The sequence below is a fragment of the Nitrobacter sp. 62-13 genome (assembly GCF_001896955.1).
GTDB lineage: Bacteria > Pseudomonadota > Alphaproteobacteria > Rhizobiales > Xanthobacteraceae > Nitrobacter.
On the sequence record NZ_MKRN01000017.1, the window covers coordinates 66017 to 82263 of the forward strand.

The 16247-nt window shown below is 60.4% G+C and carries 15 protein-coding genes and 1 pseudogene; 8 read left to right on the forward strand and 8 right to left on the reverse strand.

Translation table 11 applies throughout. The features are described from left to right. The 4 genes from BGN91_RS02595 to pabB all read left to right on the forward strand — a co-directional run. Nucleotides 1-1647: type I secretion system permease/ATPase (locus BGN91_RS02595; RefSeq protein WP_292610392.1), on the forward strand; the 1647-nt coding region annotated here is incomplete at its 5' end. Nucleotides 1648-1685: 38 nt separating this feature from the next. Next, the gene (locus BGN91_RS02600; RefSeq protein WP_292610393.1) at nucleotides 1686-3029 is read left to right on the forward strand and encodes an HlyD family type I secretion periplasmic adaptor subunit; all 1344 of its coding nucleotides are present in this window, start codon (nucleotides 1686-1688) and stop codon (nucleotides 3027-3029) included. A 64-nt stretch (nucleotides 3030-3093) separates the two neighbouring features. Then, a complete protein-coding gene (locus BGN91_RS02605) occupies nucleotides 3094-3537 on the forward strand; it encodes a tetratricopeptide repeat protein (protein ID WP_292610412.1) in 444 nt (147 codons plus the stop codon). Nucleotides 3538-3890: 353 nt separating this feature from the next. Then, entirely contained in the window at nucleotides 3891-6041 is a 2151-nt protein-coding gene (gene pabB, locus BGN91_RS02610) for an aminodeoxychorismate synthase component I (protein WP_292610394.1), read from the forward strand. A 33-nt stretch (nucleotides 6042-6074) separates the two neighbouring features. Here the strand turns inward: pabB and BGN91_RS02615 are convergent, their stop codons facing one another. The 5 genes from BGN91_RS02615 to BGN91_RS02635 form a co-directional block, all read right to left on the reverse strand. Continuing rightward, nucleotides 6075-6866, reverse strand: coding sequence for a TOBE domain-containing protein (locus tag BGN91_RS02615; RefSeq protein ID WP_292610395.1), 792 nt, complete (start codon nucleotides 6864-6866; stop codon nucleotides 6075-6077). Between the two features lie 317 nt (nucleotides 6867-7183). After that, the gene (locus BGN91_RS02620) at nucleotides 7184-8017 is read right to left on the reverse strand and encodes a molybdenum storage protein subunit alpha (protein WP_292610396.1); all 834 of its coding nucleotides are present in this window, start codon (nucleotides 8015-8017) and stop codon (nucleotides 7184-7186) included. Between the two features lie 11 nt (nucleotides 8018-8028). Further along, nucleotides 8029-8841, reverse strand: coding sequence for a uridine kinase (locus BGN91_RS02625; RefSeq protein ID WP_292610397.1), 813 nt, complete (start codon nucleotides 8839-8841; stop codon nucleotides 8029-8031). Between the two features lie 310 nt (nucleotides 8842-9151). Continuing rightward, nucleotides 9152-10291, reverse strand: coding sequence for a PcfJ domain-containing protein (locus BGN91_RS02630; RefSeq protein ID WP_292610398.1), 1140 nt, complete (start codon nucleotides 10289-10291; stop codon nucleotides 9152-9154). Nucleotides 10292-10962: 671 nt separating this feature from the next. Continuing rightward, complete coding sequence (locus tag BGN91_RS02635) at nucleotides 10963-11172, reverse strand: hypothetical protein (RefSeq protein WP_292610399.1); 210 nt, start codon at nucleotides 11170-11172, stop codon at nucleotides 10963-10965. Between the two features lie 3 nt (nucleotides 11173-11175). On the opposite strand from BGN91_RS02635, the gene BGN91_RS02640 reads away from it, so the two are divergent. After that, a complete protein-coding gene (locus BGN91_RS02640) occupies nucleotides 11176-11403 on the forward strand; it encodes a hypothetical protein (RefSeq protein WP_292610400.1) in 228 nt (75 codons plus the stop codon). Between the two features lie 526 nt (nucleotides 11404-11929). After that, entirely contained in the window at nucleotides 11930-12172 is a 243-nt protein-coding gene (locus BGN91_RS02645) for a hypothetical protein (RefSeq protein WP_292610401.1), read from the forward strand. Between the two features lie 734 nt (nucleotides 12173-12906). On the opposite strand, the gene BGN91_RS02650 is transcribed toward BGN91_RS02645, so the two are convergent. Further along, a complete protein-coding gene (locus BGN91_RS02650; protein WP_292610402.1) occupies nucleotides 12907-13536 on the reverse strand; it encodes a heme-binding protein in 630 nt (209 codons plus the stop codon). A gap of 361 nt (nucleotides 13537-13897) precedes the next feature. On the opposite strand from BGN91_RS02650, the pseudogene BGN91_RS02655 reads away from it, so the two are divergent. Then, nucleotides 13898-14423: pseudogene (locus BGN91_RS02655) on the forward strand (IS5 family transposase); the annotation flags it as partial. Here BGN91_RS02655 and BGN91_RS02660 read toward each other — a convergent pair. After that, nucleotides 14390-14914, reverse strand: coding sequence for a hypothetical protein (locus tag BGN91_RS02660; RefSeq protein WP_292610403.1), 525 nt, complete (start codon nucleotides 14912-14914; stop codon nucleotides 14390-14392). The pseudogene BGN91_RS02655 and the gene BGN91_RS02660 overlap by 34 nt on opposite strands. Nucleotides 14915-15445: 531 nt before the next feature. Here BGN91_RS02660 and BGN91_RS17630 point away from each other — a divergent pair. Beyond that, a complete protein-coding gene (locus BGN91_RS17630; protein WP_366408203.1) occupies nucleotides 15446-15622 on the forward strand; it encodes a hypothetical protein in 177 nt (58 codons plus the stop codon). A 158-nt stretch (nucleotides 15623-15780) separates the two neighbouring features. On the opposite strand, the gene BGN91_RS02670 is transcribed toward BGN91_RS17630, so the two are convergent. After that, entirely contained in the window at nucleotides 15781-16158 is a 378-nt protein-coding gene (locus tag BGN91_RS02670) for a flagellar biosynthesis repressor FlbT (RefSeq protein WP_292610405.1), read from the reverse strand. Between the last annotated feature and the right edge of the window lie 89 nt (nucleotides 16159-16247).

The window sequence follows — 16247 nt, forward strand, 5'->3', positions numbered from 1 at the left end:
GGCATTTTTTCGCTCGTCGTGAATCTCCTCGTTCTTTCGATTCCCATCTATCTTTTCAACATGTCGGACCGCGTGCTCACCAGCCGAAGCGTCGACACGTTGATCATGCTCTCGTCGATCGTGATTCTGGCGATCGGAGCGCATGTCGTGATGGACATGTTGCGCCGCTTCATCCTGATGAGGGTTGCCGTCGAGACCGAAGCGCGCCTGGGCGGCCCGGTGCTGAGCGCTGCGGCGAAAGCGGCGCAAAGCGGCTCGAGCCGGGAGTTTCAGACGCTCGCCGACCTGCAGCATTTGCGCGCATTCATCACCGGGCCGGTCCTGCTGACGATCTTCGATGCGCCGGTGACACCTGCCTATCTGGCCGTCGTGTTCCTGATCCACCCGCAGCTTGGACTGATCGTTCTGGGCTCGAGCATGTCGCTGATCGGGGTCGCGCTCATCAACCAGCGTGTGACCGCGATACCTTTCACCCGCGCGAATGCCTTCGGAACCCGCGCCAACCTGCAGGCGGAGGCGATGGCGCGCAACGCCCAGGTGATCAACGCGATGGGCATGATTCCGGAAGGCGTTCAGGTCTGGGGACAGGAAACGGTGGAGTCGCTCAAGGCTCAGGTCGCCGGCCACGACCTGAACATCATCATGACCGGCATCTCGAAGTTCCTGCGTCTGGGCACCCAGATCACCATACTCGGATGGGGCGCCTACCTCGCACTCGAGAGCGAACTGACCGGAGGCATGATCATCGCGGCATCGATCGTCGCGAGCCGCGCTCTCGCGCCTCTGGAAGGCACGATCGAAGGATGGCGTCACTTCGTGCAGGCCCGTTCGGCCTATAACCGCATCAAGACCCTGCTTCAGAACTCGCCGCTGAATCTCGAACGGTTACGGCTGCCGCGTCCCGAAGGCCGCCTCAGCGTTGAACGTATCCTTTATGTCCCCCCGCCGAACAAGAAGGTGATCCTCAACGGCATCAGCTTCCAGCTTGAGCCGGGTGAATCACTCGCTATCGTAGGGCCTTCCGGCACCGGCAAGACCATGCTGGCGCGAATGCTGGTCGGCTCGATCATTCCGACCGCCGGAAATGTCCGGCTGGACATGATGGACCTGCGCAATTGGGATCCGCGCCAGTTCGGCGAAAGCGTCGGCTACCTGCCGCAGGAGGTTCAACTGTTTCCGGCCTCGATCAAGGCAAACATCGCGCGCATGCGCGCGGACGCTGTCGACGAGGATATCTTCGATGCCGCGGAAACCGCCGACGTTCACGAGATGATTTCGGAACTGGCCCAGGGCTACGAAACCGTCATCGGCATGGATGGCAGCCCGTTGTCGGGCGGCCAACGGCAACGGATCGGCCTCGCGCGCGCCTTCTACGGCAACCCCCGCCTGATCGTGCTTGATGAGCCGAACGCAAATCTCGATGCGAATGGCGAACGCGCGCTGGCGAAAGCGCTGGTGCGTGCCAAGGAAAAGCGCATGACGGTCGTCACTATCACGCAACGGCCGGCGCTGCTGCAAAGCGTCGACAAGATCATGATTCTGCAAAACGGTTCCGTGCAGATGTTCGGAGCGCGCGACGAGGTGATTCCGTTGGTGACAGGACGCAGACAGCCCACCGCCTCGGCATCGCCGATGCTCGATGCCTGATCGCGAGGACGGAAAGACATGAGCCCGGAGAGACGGCCATGAGCATGACAATGACCGGCGACCACCCTTGGCATGTCGACCTGCCGCGTTCGACACGCGGCCTCACGCTTGCGGGCATGGCGGTCATCGCGACGACGATCATGGGATTTGGGGTCTGGGGCAATACCGCACCGATCGCAGGGGCAGTCGTCGCATCGGGCGTGTTCGTGGCCACCGGCCAGAACAAGACCATCCAGCACCTGGAAGGCGGCATGATCCGCGACATCATGGTTCACGAAGGCGACACCGTCGAAGTGGGTCAGATTCTGGTCGAACTGGATCAGACCACCGCAAAAGCCGAGATGCAGCGGCTTTTCCTTCGCAACGCGCGATTGACGGCAGTCGATGCCCGCTTGCAGGCACAGGTCCGCGAGGACCCGGAAATTCACTTTCCGCCCGATCTGACGGCGGATTCGAAAGATCCGCAAATACGCAGCATCGTCAGCGCACAGGTTCTCACATTCACCGCCCAACGCAACAACACGAACAGCGAGATTGCCGGTATCGAGGACAGCATCAAGGCCCTCAACGAGCGTATCGCCGGGTCCAAGGTTCAACTTGACGGTGTGCGGCGTCAGATCGCGCTCGTTCAAGAGGATATCAAAACCAAGGAGCAGCTTCTGGCCGCCGGCCTCGTGCGCAAGCCGGACGTTCTGCTTCTGCAACGGAGCCAGGCCAATCTCGAGGGCGAGGTCGGCCGCATCATGGGCGATATCGGCGACGCCAAGGAGCGGATCGCGCGGGCGGTCGAGCAAATCAACGGCGTCCGGAAAACCGCGATCAAAACGGCGGTCGAGCAGATGCACGAAATCCGCGGCGAGATGGTCGACGTCCGGGAACGGATGCTGAGCGCGAAAGGCGTTCTTGATCGCACGACGATCCGGGCGCCGGTCAAGGGCGTGGTCGTCAAATTGCGTTTCCATACGCGCGGCGGAGTGGTCGAGCCGGGCAAACCCATCATGGAGTTGTTGCCGCTCAACGAACCGTTGATCATCGAGGCGCGGGTGAGGCCGCAGGACATCGACTCGGTCAAACACGGGCAGGAGGCGATGGTTCGGCTGACGGCGCTCAGCCAGCGCGTCACGCCGATGGTTTCGGGGGACGTCATCTACCTCTCCGCCGATACTGTTGCCGACGAGAAAAAATCACAGCAGACCGGACCGAGCGACATCTATGTGGTTCGCGTGAGGCTTCACAATTCGGAAGTTGCGGCAATCCACGGCTTCAGTCCAACGCCAGGCATGCCGGCTGAAGTCTTCATCAAGACCAGCGAGCGGACGTTCTTCCAGTACATCATGAAGCCGATCGAGGACAGCATGTCCCGGGCGTTCCGCGAACGATAGAAAGGCACATCGAAGCGCGAATGAATCAACCGGTTTGCGATTGTGGAGGAGACTCGGCTTGCGGATGACCGAGGACCTATTGAGGAAAACGACGGAGTTGCATCAAGCCGGCAAACTGGATCGGGCCGCGCGGGGATATCGCCGGATTCTGGAGATCGACCCGCGCAACGAGGACACGCTGTATCGGTACGGCCAGCTTCTCGCTTGCAAGGGCGACCACGCAGCGGCAAGACGCTTGTTCGAACGGCTGACGCTGGTGCGAACCGATAACTATAAGCCGTGGCTTCTGCTCGGGCAATGCTGCGAAGCTCTGGGCCAATTCCTCGATGCCGCCGAAGCATATCGCGAGGTGATCCGCCTGCAACCCGCGGTTCCCGGCATTTTTAGCAAACTCGCGAACGTCTCGGTCAGGGCAGGCCGTATCGAGGATGCACGCAAGACCCTCATGGCCGGCTTGGAAGTGGTGGCCATAGATATCGCAGGCGGAGCTTCGCTCAGCCTTCACTGAACGAACAGGCCGTCATCGCTGCGATGGCTGCGCCGCGCACTGGGCCCTTCCGGATTCGATTGCGGCTCTCGTCTTGCTGCCCACCGGCCTGTAACGGCAATTTGCCCGGCTCCAAACTCCCGCGACAAGCGCGGAGCGTGCCGGCCGGATGCTCACCCCGGCGAACGGCCTCTTGGAAGGCCCATTTGCGCCCATCGGCAGCGTACCAAGCCGGTTGCGGCGATGAATCCGGTTCCGCTTTGAGATGACCTCGATTAAACAGCGACCTTGGCCGCCGCCTGCGGATCGTTCCCGGTAAATCTATTCGCGTCCGCCGCTTCCTGCGGACGCCACTGCGTGTCGAGGTCATTTTGGTGAGGACGCTGATAATCGACAACTACGATTCATTTACCTACAACCTGGTGCAGTTGATCGCAGAAATTAATCAGGAAGAGCCCCTCGTCGTCCGCAACGATGCAGCGACCTGGGATGAACTCTCGGGACAACGCTTCGATAACGTCGTCATCTCGCCGGGTCCGGGACGACCCGACCGGACGGCGGATTTCGGCCTGTGCAGGGCTGCGATCGAAGCGGCCACCGTTCCCCTGCTCGGCGTGTGCCTTGGCCATCAGGGCATCGCCATTGCGTCAGGCGCATCACTGACGCGGGCTCCCTCTCTCGTCCATGGACGCACGTCCAGAATCGTACACGGCGGACTCGGCCTCTTCGCAGGGATGCAGCCGTTGTTCAATGCGGCGCGCTACCATTCCTTTGTGGTCGGGCGTCCCCTTCCCTCCGCCCTGGAGGAAATCGCCCGCACCGAAGACGGCCTCGTCATGGCCATTGCCCATCGGGCGCGGCCGCAATGGGGCGTTCAATTTCACCCCGAGTCGATCTTGACGGAAGACGGCCATATCCTGCTGCGAAATTTCCGCGACCTGTCGTTTCGCGCCGCTGGAAAACCATCAACGCCGGCTCCGTCGCGCGCGCGCAAGCGACACGCCCCGGCGCCAACCGCGGCGACCCGCAAGGCATTCTGGCTCGAGATACCGCGCGCGATCGACACCGAGGCTGCGTTCTGCTCGCTGTTTGCCGACCAACCCTTCGCTTTCTGGCTCGACAGCAGTCTCGCCGGATCGGCGCTGGCGCAATGGTCCTACATGGGGGACGCATCCGGGCCGCATGCATCGACTCTCCAGTATCGCAGCAGCGAGCGAACCATTGCGATCGACGATGCTCACGGTCACCGAACCGAAGCCATCGGCATATTCGAGTATCTCCAAAGGCAGCATCCAGCTCCCCCGCAATCGGCGCCGCCATGTCCTTTCGTCGGCGGGCATGTCGGCTGGTTCGGTTACGAGCTGCGACATGATTGCGGTTCGCCGACGAAGCGGCGCGCGGCAACGCCCGACGCATTGTTCATCCATGCGGACAGATTCATCGCGGTGAACCATCTGGATGGAAAGACCTATTTGTGCGCCATCGACGATCCCGGCGAGGCCGGCCGCGCGCAGCACTGGATCCAATCGACACTGAAGCAAATCGAATCGGCTCAGCGTCCATCTATGGAATCGTCCCACGCGCCCGGCGGGAAGCCGCTCGAGTTTCTCATGAGGGACGGAAAAGCCAGCTACCTTTCCAAGGTCGCGCGCTGTCTCGACCTGATCGCGCAAGGCGAGACCTATCAGGTCTGTCTGACCAACGAGCTTTCCTGCGCCGCCACAGTCGAGCCGCTGCAGGTTTATCGCACCATGCGACGCGTCAACCCCGCCCCGTTCGCGGCTTTCCTCAAATGGCCTGGCGGAGCCCTCCTCAGCGCGTCGCCGGAGCGATTTCTCGCCGTCGATGCAGCCGGCAACATCGAAGCAAAGCCGATCAAGGGAACGATCCGGCGCGATGCCGATCCGCTGGAAGACAACAGGCTGATCGAAACTCTGCGGCACAGCCGAAAGAACCGGGCGGAGAACGGCATGATCGTCGATCTCCTGCGTCACGACCTGTCGCGCTGCTGCGAGAGCGGAACGGTATCGGCGCCAAACCTGTTTGATGTGGAAACGTATCAGACCGTCCACCAACTGGTGAGCACCATACGCGGCGTTTTGAAGCCGGGGCACACGGTCATCGACCTGCTGCGCAGCGGCGCATTTCCGGGAGGATCGATGACCGGGGCACCGAAATTCCGCACCCTCGAGCATATCGACCAGTTGGAACAGCGCGCCCGCGGCATCTATTCCGGCGCGCTTGGCTGGCTGGGTGACGATGGCTCCGCCGACCTGAGCATCGTGATCCGCTCCATCGTGTCGGCTGACGGAAGGTTTTCGATCGGCGTTGGAGGCGGCGTCGTTGCGGACTCAACCCCCGAAGGGGAATTCGACGAAATGCTCCTGAAGGCCGAGGCTTCGATCAGGTCGATCGTCATCGCCGCATATGGCGACTTTGACGACCGTCACTTTCGTCTCATGGAATCAGGCGACGGCATGGCTTTCGAGCCTGTCCCGAATAAAGGCGGTAGCAGCGGTATATAGCCGCCTGCGACAATGCGCGTTTCTGACAGCATATCAGTTGATCGCGATGATGACGTGCGCTGCATCGAAAAGAGCGAATGCGGGCTTTCTCGGAGAGAGGCCAAGCGATTTGGCGCTGTGCGATGTAATGCTTGACGTGAGCGTCTTGCCGGCGCCGATATCGAGGATGATCTCGGCGTTTACATCGGACGCCTCACATCGGCTGATGATTCCGCGGATGCAATTGCGCGCAGAGGTTTTCGGCGCTGTCTTGCCGGTCGCTATAGCGACAAACGGCGCCTTGATCAGCAGGGTCACCGATCGACCCGGGCACAACCCCAGCTCTTCCATGCTGGCGTGCGTGACGAGCGAAAAGATCGTCGTTTCCGGCGAAACCGAAATTTCGACTTCGGCGCTCAGCGCGTCGGAGACGATCTTGACGATGCTGCCGCGGATCGCGTTGCGTGCGCTGGTCTTCATGAGAAATCCGGAGACAAGATCCAGGGGAGAAACGCCGGCCTCGGCAAGTTCAGGCTCGACCGTCCGCAGGACGCGGACCATCTCCGCTTCCATTCTTCTGAACGCCTCGATGACGGTGTGACCGGCCGCCGTCAGCGTCGCGCCGCCGCCGGCGCGCCCGCCCGCCCGGCTGACCAGCAACGGCTTTCCGAAAAGGTTGGCCATCGCATCGAGGCCGTCCCACGCCGCCTTGTAGGTGATCCCGATCGCCCGTGCGCCCGCCGAAATGCTGCCCTCGCGCGCGACCGCCTCGAGCAGCTTCAACCGCTCGCGCCCGACCCCCGGAACGTTCTCGCTTTTCAGCGTGACCAGCGCTTCAATCGCCATCCAAGCCCGCCCCTACGCTATATAGAAATACTATATAGCGTACGTTATATAGCGCACATTACACCGCAACGGAAGCGCCATTGCAGGCTGGAGTCGGTCTCAGACAGCTCTCGGAAAAGTCACGAAGGGGGGGCGGGGCTGCGCGGCCTTCGGCCTCAGGCGAAACACCCCAGACATCGGGACGGATGTTCGTCCGGAGGTCCGATCGTCCAGAGGGCTTGCTTCGAAATCAGCACTGTATTGTCCTGACAGGAAACGGGCCGGAACGATTGCTCCGGCCCGTTTCTGCAGCATCAGATCGTTACGCGGAACTAAACTCAGACCTGACGTGCGCCTGTGTGAATGATCGTGCCGACGTGCTCGCCGCGCAGCGCGGCGGTGAGCCGACCCGGTACGAGCCCGTTCACGACCTGCACGTGCTCGATGTGGCGCGCGGTCGCGATCACCTCGACGAACGCCCTATCGACCGGCAGCGTACCCTTGAATTTTGCCAGGTCGGCGGCGCTCGTCTCGCGAAGCAATTGCGCCTTCTTTCCATCCGGACCATTGGGGTCGGCGGTATACACGCCATCCACGTCCTCGATGATCGTGAGGCCCGCCGCTCCGAGCGCGTCGGCGAGCAGAAACGCACCGGTGTCGGCCCGGTGAGGCGGGATACGAGAGCCCGGAAATTCGTGATGGTGATAGGGAGGAAAGGCGCTTCCCACGACCGCGCGGGCCGCGGAGAGATGGATCGCCAACTGATTGGCGATGGTGGGATGCTCGACATAGGAGACGCTTTCCGGCGCGAGGAGAGACGCCAGGATGTGGCCATTCTGGCCGGCCTCCGTCGCGGCGAGCGGGGCGAGCGAGCCGACCGGCAGGCCGAGATCGAGACCCACGCCGTAGACATGGCGGGCGCGGATGCCGGCGCCGGTCAGGATCAGCAGACGGTGCTCCGGCAATAGTTTCCGAATCTCGTCCACGATCGGAAGAATCGCGTCCCGGCCGCGATCCATGATGGAGCGGCCCCCGATCTTCACCACCTGCAGCCAGGGCAGGAGCCGGATCGGTCGCTTTCCGGCGACGGGGTCGGTGAGTTCGCTGTCGAGCAGGGTCTGGCGCGCGAGCGGCGAAGCGACGTGCTTGATGGTGTTGGTCGTGTTGGCCATGACGATCTCTCTTAGCTCGCGGTGATGATGGTGCCGACGTGCTCGCCGGCGAGCGCGCGGGTCAGATTGCCGGGGACGAGGCCGTTCACGACCTGCACCTGACGGACGTGGCGCGCGGACTCCAGCAGGTCGAGCATCCGGAATTCGAGGATCGAGTCGTGCAGTCCCTTGGCCTTCATTTCGGCCACCGAGATCTTCGGAATCAGGGTGGCGTCCTTCGAGGTCTTCGGGTTCGCCGTGTAGAGGCCGTCCTCGTCCTTCACAAAGATCATTGCCTTGCAGCCGAACTGTTCGGCGACAAGGAAGCATCCGGCGTCGGTCCGGTACGGAGGAATGACGCCCTCGGCGGCGGGGCGCATCCAGAGGCCGTAAGGCGGCATGCCGCTGAAGACGACGCCGTTCACCTCGGCAAGGTAGAGCGGCACGGCCGAAAGCCCGGCGCCGTCGACCGCGGAGATTCCGTACTTCGCGAGAAGCTGCCCCAGCATAACGGCGTTCTGATTGGCGACCGCGGCCCCGAGTTGCGACAGCACACCGGCCGGCAAGCCGAGCCCGGCCGCGACCGAGTAAAGATGGCGGGCGCGGGTCCCTGCGCCGGTCCCGATCAGCAGTTTGTGGTTCTTGCGGGCGGAGACGATCTCGTCCACGAGCGGGTAAACCGCCGCGCGGCCGCGGTCGACGACGCTCTGTCCGCCGATCTTGAGGACCGTGGCGTCAGGCAGGATGCGAAAGTCCGCCGAAGCCTCTACCGCAGCCAGAAGCTGCGCGTCGGTTAGCGAACGCTGCGTGAGGAGCCCCTCGAGATCCGCGGTCGTATTGGCCATTGGGGACTTTCCTTTCGTCGTCTCGTTCGTTTTGTTCGACAGTCAACTTATCAGCGCCGCCCGTTTTGAAGGTTCGTGGAACGGCCTTTACTCGGCGGACCGATAAGCGGGCATACACCCGACGGATCGCCCTGGCAGGCTCCGTCCCTGCCGTGAAACATCGGCATGCACCGGCGGCTTGTCAACCTGGACAATCCAATAAATCCATTTATTTTCAAGGCGTTATGTAGATCGCGGTGATAGCGGCATGCGAGCCGCAGTCAGGCAGATTGGCGATCGATCAGGTCTTGCAGGGGGCCAGGGCCAACGTTCATTCGAGGGCGCGGGCGGTTTCGTTCAGACCGGAAATAAAGGCGCGGATGGCCTGTTCGATCTCCTGCGGGACCTCGGCATTGTAGGGTCCCTTGAGCTGAATGAGCTTGTAAAGCGGTCCCTTGGCGGAGGGCAATTGAAGAAATTCGCCTGAGGCAAGCAAGAAGCCCGACTTGCTGATCTCGAAGGTTGCGACCCGCCGCCCGTCCCTGCGCACCGAGAAAATCCGGCTGAATCCTCTTATGACATTTCCCGCGTAGCTCGCGACGCAATGATGCAAGTCCGCCCCCTCGGCGTGAAGCGCCGCGCCGGTCTGCAGCGCGACCATTTCGTAGCCTTCGATCGTCACGCTCCCCGGCAGGTCGCCGTAGTCGATCACCTCGTCCCATCCCATCTTGTGGGTGAGGAAATACGCCTTCTCGCTGCTCGCTCGCGCGAGTTCGTCGTGCCAATCGAGCGCGGCTCGGAAAGCACGTTGATAGCTCCACCGCCGATTGAAGGTGTCGATATGGATCGCCGCATAATCCGCAACGGCGGAGGCCTGATCCAGCGTGCCGCCGGCCTCCGCATGATTGCCCATCGCGCATACGGCCCATTCGAAAAGGGCCCTGGCGCTCTGTTCGCGACGACACATGGTCTCGGACCATTCACCGAGCGCACGCAGCCAGTTATGCTGGGGGCGGATCGACGTGGGGATCGCCTGAGCCAGCGGCGACGGCGAAACATCGCACAAATTCTGGATGACCTGATATTCGGCCGGGCCGGCATGGAACGCTTCTCCCTTGAGAGCCCGCAATGGCCGGACAAGTCCATAGTATTTCAGGAGGTCACGCAATTTCGGGCGATCATGGACGATCGTCTGCCAATTCCTCAGAACAAATTCCCGTTCCATTGGCCGGAAGCACTCCATGCCCTGCGCCGCCGCGACGACGAGAACCGGAGCTTGTCGCAGATAATCGATCGCGAAAGGTTCGACCACAACCATCGTCAAGGCCGCAATCGCCAACGGCTTGACCGGGAACATGCTCTCGACCTGGCGCGCGCTGACCTGCACCCAGGGCTCGTTCAGCAGGACGCCCTTCGCTGCAAACTCAGGAGCCAGCCATTGCAGCAGGCTCTTCTGTCCGTCATCCTTCATGCGAGAACCTGATTGTTGCGACGGGGTTGTTTGGCGGCGGATCCCCGTATCGCTACCTCAAAGTATACCCCGCCCGCCGCGGCCACGCTAATACCTATCTCCGGCGGCAGCGACCATCGGCATACTCAGATTGCGCCGAGGCCGCGGGAAACTTCCAGCGCCCCTAGGCGCACGAGATCGCTGAGCCTCCCGATCCTGCCGTGGACGCTGATCTCGAAAAGCTTGTCAACCTCAAGCAAGGCAGTCCCTGCCTGCAAATCCGACTGCGCGATGGCGCCAATTCCTTTGCTTGTCATGAGCCGGATCAGCGTTCTTCACAGACGACCAGACGGGATCGGTATTTGTGCCTGATGCGACCGTTTCGATTGTCAATAAACTAAGCTCCCTTCATGGCAGCTAAAGCTTCCTATCGCCTCGCGCTTGATAGGAGGCAGTAAGAGGCCGCAGCGGGTGCTCATGTCCCGGACCGCCACTTCGCGAAAGGACTCGACTTACAAGAATCGCGCTGTTGCCTTGAAGATACAGCCAAAATTGCGAAGCTGCGTTAAGCATGCTGGCGCATGGCCGCGAACAAGCTAAAGGCGGTGCGCACGATGGGCTGTGGGGCTGCGGCCTACGGCTTAGAACTAGAGGCCGCTTGAGCCATCCCTCGGCGGCTGTTTTTCTGCCTCTCATCGCGCGTTGAACTCGCGCATGGCATTCATGATGATGGGATCGGGCAGCGCGGGAGCATGCTCAGCTGGCACGCGCAGCCGCGGCCCGAGCAGCCTCACCCACAAACCGTTGCGTTGGATTTTTGCATTTTTTTTCGAAGCGTTCGCGGAGTCGCTTTGCTCCTGCTTCGCCCTTGCATCCGTTCGGTGGGCACGGCGGTTCGCCATTTGATGTTCTCTGACGCCGATGCTGCCGCAACAGGTGGCGCAGTAACGAGAGCGCCCAAATACTGGCTGATCGTTGTTCTTGCCGTTGCGGTGATGAGCTCTGCGCACGCGGACAACAGCTTAGTAGTTGTCTCTGCAAAAGAACATCTGGTTGGAAATCGCTGGTTCCAACCCGCGCAAGAAGCAATCACCGGCGGAGTGGTTCGCCAGCTGCACCACCCGAGCGCGTAATTGTGGGGACGGCCACGCCATAGTTTGCGAGCGACACGCTCAGAGATTTACGACTGGGTTGACAGCTGCGGCCCTCAAAACCGAATTGAGTGAATTAGTCGTTAATTAAGCACGGTTCCCGCGCAATCCTTTTTTTGACGTGGAGTTTTTTCTGCCGAAAGAACGCCATCGTCTCAGGTATATGGTTTTATTCTGACCAATTTAGTTCAAAGGCACGCGAATGATCGAGTACCGCTTCTTCCGAGTAGACCAGAGAGATCGAATCCAAGGTCAGCCAAGAATTATTAGCTGCAGGGACGACAACTCGGCCCGCATTGAGGCTCTCCAGCTCGTGGACGGCTGCGCTATTGAGATTTGGGACTGCGAGCGGAAGGTCGCCTATATCCCGTCAAATGAGCAGCACATTAGCCAGTAGAGGTGATAGGTAGGCTTCCTGAATATTCGTTCAGAAAACCGCGGCGCTGGGCTCGGGAACGGTTCTCACTCCCTCCAGTTATGTTTCGAACCGCCTAACTGGAGATGACAAATGAGAAAACTCGCTTTTACGTTTGTGGCCGCGCTTGCGTTAGCGGCCCCTGCAGTAGCTAGCGCCGAGGGCTTTAGTGTCCGCATCGGTGACGACGGCTACTACGGCCCGCGCTATTATCGTGATTATGACAGAGGGTATCGACATCATGATCATGGCTGGCATCGTGGGTGGTATAAACGTCATGATGGCGAGCGCGTGATCATTAGGCGCCACCGTCATGATTGGGACGACGAGGACTAAAACAAAATGGCCCCTCAATCGGGGCCATTTTTTAAACCGAGTCTGATGGACCTACCGACAATGGCCGATACCGATGCCGAGCTTTAGTGCTTTTTGTCTGATCGACCCTTCAGTGCGCTTCATGACTTTCGCGATCTTCTTCACAGGTGTTCTGGCTCGTGAGTGCGCCCGCAATTCCTTGACATGTTCTTTGGTGTACGGCACGCGCACTGGCTTCTTAGCTGTCTTAGGCACAATGGTTCCTATGGTTGATGGTGATAATGCCTATCTAGCAGAAGACGCGCTCGTCGCAACCGCGTGCTACAATTTGTACCATTACTAATTAGCAATTTTGTTCATGCAGAAATCCCCACAACCGCTGGCAACTATCCTAAAACGTTTCGCGCTGCTCCCATAGCAACAATGTCATCCGCAACAACGCTTTGCCGTTTAGGACCGCTCGGTCGTCCAAGCTGAGGCTGTCAGCGCCGCGCGTGGCAGCTTAGCGCGGCGCGGAGGAGGCGCTGACGCGAGCAGCCTTCGGTCACAGGATCGGCAAGTTCACGCAGTGGCAATACGGAAGGCAGCTACGCTGCCAAACCGACCCCTTGGACCGCCTCTAAGGGGTCGAGCGCGAGCAAGCCTTCGACGAACAGGTTGAAGCCAACCCACACCCAAATTTCCGTCTGTAGATGCTTTCTTGACAGGTCTGTTGACACCGGACCTCGTAGCGGAGATGCGCCAGAGTGACACTGCTAGGGCCCGGCGAATTCCATCATGATCTCATTGCGGCGGAAAAACGGTAACGTCCAAGGCGGATTGTAGAAGGCGAGAAGAGGCTCGCCGGTCACGGACAGCTTATGGTCAGCAGCATATTTTCTAAGTTCGGCCGTCTTGGCCGCGAGCAAACCGTCATCAGCGGTCCCGGAGAAGCGGATTGCTATCATGCGCTTGGCCGGCACAGGCAGTAACTTAATGCGCTTATCCGTCGGCGCGGGTAGCGTCTCCAGCGTCCATCTCTTCGGCATGATAAACCTCACCGTCCAGACACCGTCCCGGGCTTGCTGGGTAACCGGCGCCGTCATAGCGATACTCTGCTTGCCTTGCTGCTGGACCGGAGCGGTCATGGCTATCTTCGCGTTCGGCTCGTTGGCCCCAAAGATGTAGGCGGCGATCAGCCGGAAGCCTTCGTTGATGGCGGCCTTGCGCTCACCTTTGACCTCGACTTCGGCCGCAATCATCGCACCGTATTCGCGAATCTCTGTCGAGCCCTCGGAGCTGGTTACCTGATATTCGGGCTGCTCTACACGACTCATGATCGGGCCTGCTATTGCAGCGGCAATCACCGCGACAACGGCGGCGCTAACGAACGCCCAAAGGATCATCCGTCCTCTCTTCGACATGGTGGCTCTTTTTGCTCAGCAGGCGTGCCCAAAAACGGCTGCATCCGACTCTCGGTTCCGTTGTCCGCCAACTCCAACTTCTGCCGCCTCATCCCGTTTCGCGCTCAGGAGGCAGCATAATATAGGCTCCAACGAGAGCTTCGACAGGACCGGGATCGGCGTTGCTACTGCAACATGGTCGAACGGGTCATTCCCGGCCGGGCCCAGCCAGCAGGTTCCGCCGTGCCCGCTGCGGCGCGAAAGCGGAAGTAAATTCAGCGCATTAGCGGCAGCCCCGCGGGCCATTGCGGTTGATGATGCCGCCACGTCCGTAATTCAAGCTCCCAAACTGGGGCCTCGAATGATGCGCTACGAACTCAGCGATTATGAATGGACCGCGACCAACCGATGCTGCCCAACAAGCCACGCGGCGTTCGGCGGGTAAATGACCGTCTCGTGCTCAATGGCATCTTTTGGGTTCTGCGCTCTGGTGCGCCATGGCGTGACCTGCCAGCAGCCTATGGTCCTCGCACCACCTGTTACAATCGCTTCGTACGGTGGCGAAGGGCTGGCGTCTGGGACCAGATCATGGAAGCGCTGGCTGCCGGTCACGACGCGGCGGTGCAGATGATCGATACCTCCATCGTGCTCGCGTGAACCAGCACGGAGCCTGTGTCGCGGACAACAATCATCAGGATATGGGTCGCTCGCGAGGGGGGCCAACCAGCAAGATTCGCGCGGTCGTGGACACCACCGGCCTGCCGGTTCATCTCGCTCTCACGCCCGGTGAGGCGTATGATAACCGGATGTGTTCGGTTCAGTGCCTTGCTGCCACAAACGATGTTACGCCTCCGCTTTATTCCTCCTCGTGGCTTTCGCGGGAAATCGTGTGAAAGCGTGGCTTGTCATCATCCCCGTCATCTATGGTTACGGTCTGCTGCGATCCGAGTGCGCGTGGGGCAACAGGGTTTTGCTCGATGACATACGCCTCCGGCAGTCGCGGGCGAATTGCATTGCCCGAGAGCTGCCTCGCAAGCTGCTGGATTGGACTCTCGCCCGTTTCCTCAGGGACTACTGGTTTCGCCTGCCATTCCCCGGGTGCGGCATTAATCAAGGCAAAGCGGCAGGCATTGACAACGGCCGTGTTCTCGCTGGCAAGCATCCGGCGTTCAAGAGCGTAGACTCGTGCAGCCTTTCCCCTCGAGACTGCGTCTCTAAATTCTTCGTGTGTATCCATCCAGCGCCTGAGCGTCTCGGGAGAAACTCCCATCGCGCCGGCGGCTCCGGTTAGCGAATGCCCCGAACCCATCAGTTTAGCCACCAGGGCGCAGGCTTCCGGAGTGTAGTCCGTCGGTTTGCCGGATCGTTCGTTGGCACCCATGATGCAGCACCTTTTCTGATAAGCCCACTCAAAATTTGCAAAGCTTGCGCAAACCCGCATTCATTGATCTTGAGCTGCGAGTAGCCGACGAGACGCCACGTCCTGGCCCGGTCGCCGCGTTATCCGTCAGTCTCGCCGCCGTGCGGCCATCGGCTGCGCCAGGCCTGGCGAGCGGTTATCCCGCGGTCACCGCGCCGCCCGGCAGCATCCCGGTATCTAAAGACCGGATCCATACCTGAGTTGCAAGACGCGGGACGCTGTTGTCCCCGATGGAACGGCGTTGCTCGTAGAGTCGCCGCAATTCGGGTATTTTTGACCACCTTGCCTGCGCAGCGCGCCCGGCCCAGAAAAGTCAGTCGGTAAATGATTCGTTGAGACAGAGAAATAATAAGGCCGATGCCCCGCAATTTCCTCGCTATAACACATTTGGCAAAAATGAACTCCGCGCGCCGAATCCTGATCCCGCTTTGCCTCCTGCCGATCGTGTGCCTGGGTGGATGCACTAGCATCAATTCGCATCTGGCGGCCGGAATGGCTGACGGGATTCCGCAATGGGCCGGCGGGCTTCCCGCCGACGCGCCTCCCCGGCCCGGTACCGCCAAATACGAGGAGATGATGAAAGAGCGTGAACGGGAGCGTCAGACGCCGAAGAAGGATGACGCCACCGCCCAATCGTCGAACACCGAGGGGATGGGCACGATCCGCTAAGCCAGCGCTCGAGAGCCGACTGGCGCGAGCGATGCTGGAGGATTCAATGCCAACGACTGCGAGTGACCGGAAAGGCGGAATATGAACGGATCCGGACGCTGCTTGAACGGACGTCTCAAAACCCAAAGATTATAAGAAATTTGAAACGGTGCAGATCTCTACCTCGCTGCTGTTTGCTCGCTTGCGCGGATCAGAACACGCAGCAATTTGAGCGCGCGGTACAGATTTCCAGTGGTGATCAAGGCATCGATTTCCGTAAGATCTCGATAGATTTCGGGTGAATCTGCCGCTACCTGCACAGCAAGCTTTTTATACGCAGCTGGTGCGATCGGATTTTCATGAAGATAGGACTCTTGCACGTGGACGTATAGGCGCTCAAGCGGCGTAGCCGCGTCGCCTGTCGGGATCACGTCTTTCTCCTTCAAAACAGGGAGATTACCCTCAAGGATGAACATCGAACGTGTGCGGCCATTGGTGATCACGCCACGACCAACATAAAGGCGCTCGCCGACGGCGAGCTCGAATCTCAATGGCATCGACCGATTTCCCTCAAGGTTCTATATGCAAATTAGTGCAATCTTGAGGTTAACACGTTCTTAAAAAAACGGCGGGGTTTCCCCCCCCG

Coding starts and splice junctions, on each gene's coding strand:
- BGN91_RS02635 (WP_292610399.1), bottom strand. CDS start 11,172: ATGGCGAACCGCCGTGCCCACCGAACGGATGCAAGGGCGAAGCAGGAG.
- BGN91_RS02605 (WP_292610412.1), top strand. CDS start 3,094: ATGACCGAGGACCTATTGAGGAAAACGACGGAGTTGCATCAAGCCGGC.
- BGN91_RS02670 (WP_292610405.1), bottom strand. CDS start 16,158: ATGCCATTGAGATTCGAGCTCGCCGTCGGCGAGCGCCTTTATGTTGGT.
- BGN91_RS17630 (WP_366408203.1), top strand. CDS start 15,446: ATGGCTGACGGGATTCCGCAATGGGCCGGCGGGCTTCCCGCCGACGCG.
- BGN91_RS02650 (WP_292610402.1), bottom strand. CDS start 13,536: ATGATCCTTTGGGCGTTCGTTAGCGCCGCCGTTGTCGCGGTGATTGCC.
- BGN91_RS02640 (WP_292610400.1), top strand. CDS start 11,176: ATGTTCTCTGACGCCGATGCTGCCGCAACAGGTGGCGCAGTAACGAGA.
- BGN91_RS02600 (WP_292610393.1), top strand. CDS start 1,686: ATGAGCATGACAATGACCGGCGACCACCCTTGGCATGTCGACCTGCCG.
- BGN91_RS02625 (WP_292610397.1), bottom strand. CDS start 8,841: ATGGCCAATACGACCGCGGATCTCGAGGGGCTCCTCACGCAGCGTTCG.
- BGN91_RS02645 (WP_292610401.1), top strand. CDS start 11,930: ATGAGAAAACTCGCTTTTACGTTTGTGGCCGCGCTTGCGTTAGCGGCC.
- BGN91_RS02660 (WP_292610403.1), bottom strand. CDS start 14,914: ATGGGTGCCAACGAACGATCCGGCAAACCGACGGACTACACTCCGGAA.
- BGN91_RS02615 (WP_292610395.1), bottom strand. CDS start 6,866: ATGGCGATTGAAGCGCTGGTCACGCTGAAAAGCGAGAACGTTCCGGGG.
- BGN91_RS02620 (WP_292610396.1), bottom strand. CDS start 8,017: ATGGCCAACACGACCAACACCATCAAGCACGTCGCTTCGCCGCTCGCG.
- BGN91_RS02630 (WP_292610398.1), bottom strand. CDS start 10,291: ATGAAGGATGACGGACAGAAGAGCCTGCTGCAATGGCTGGCTCCTGAG.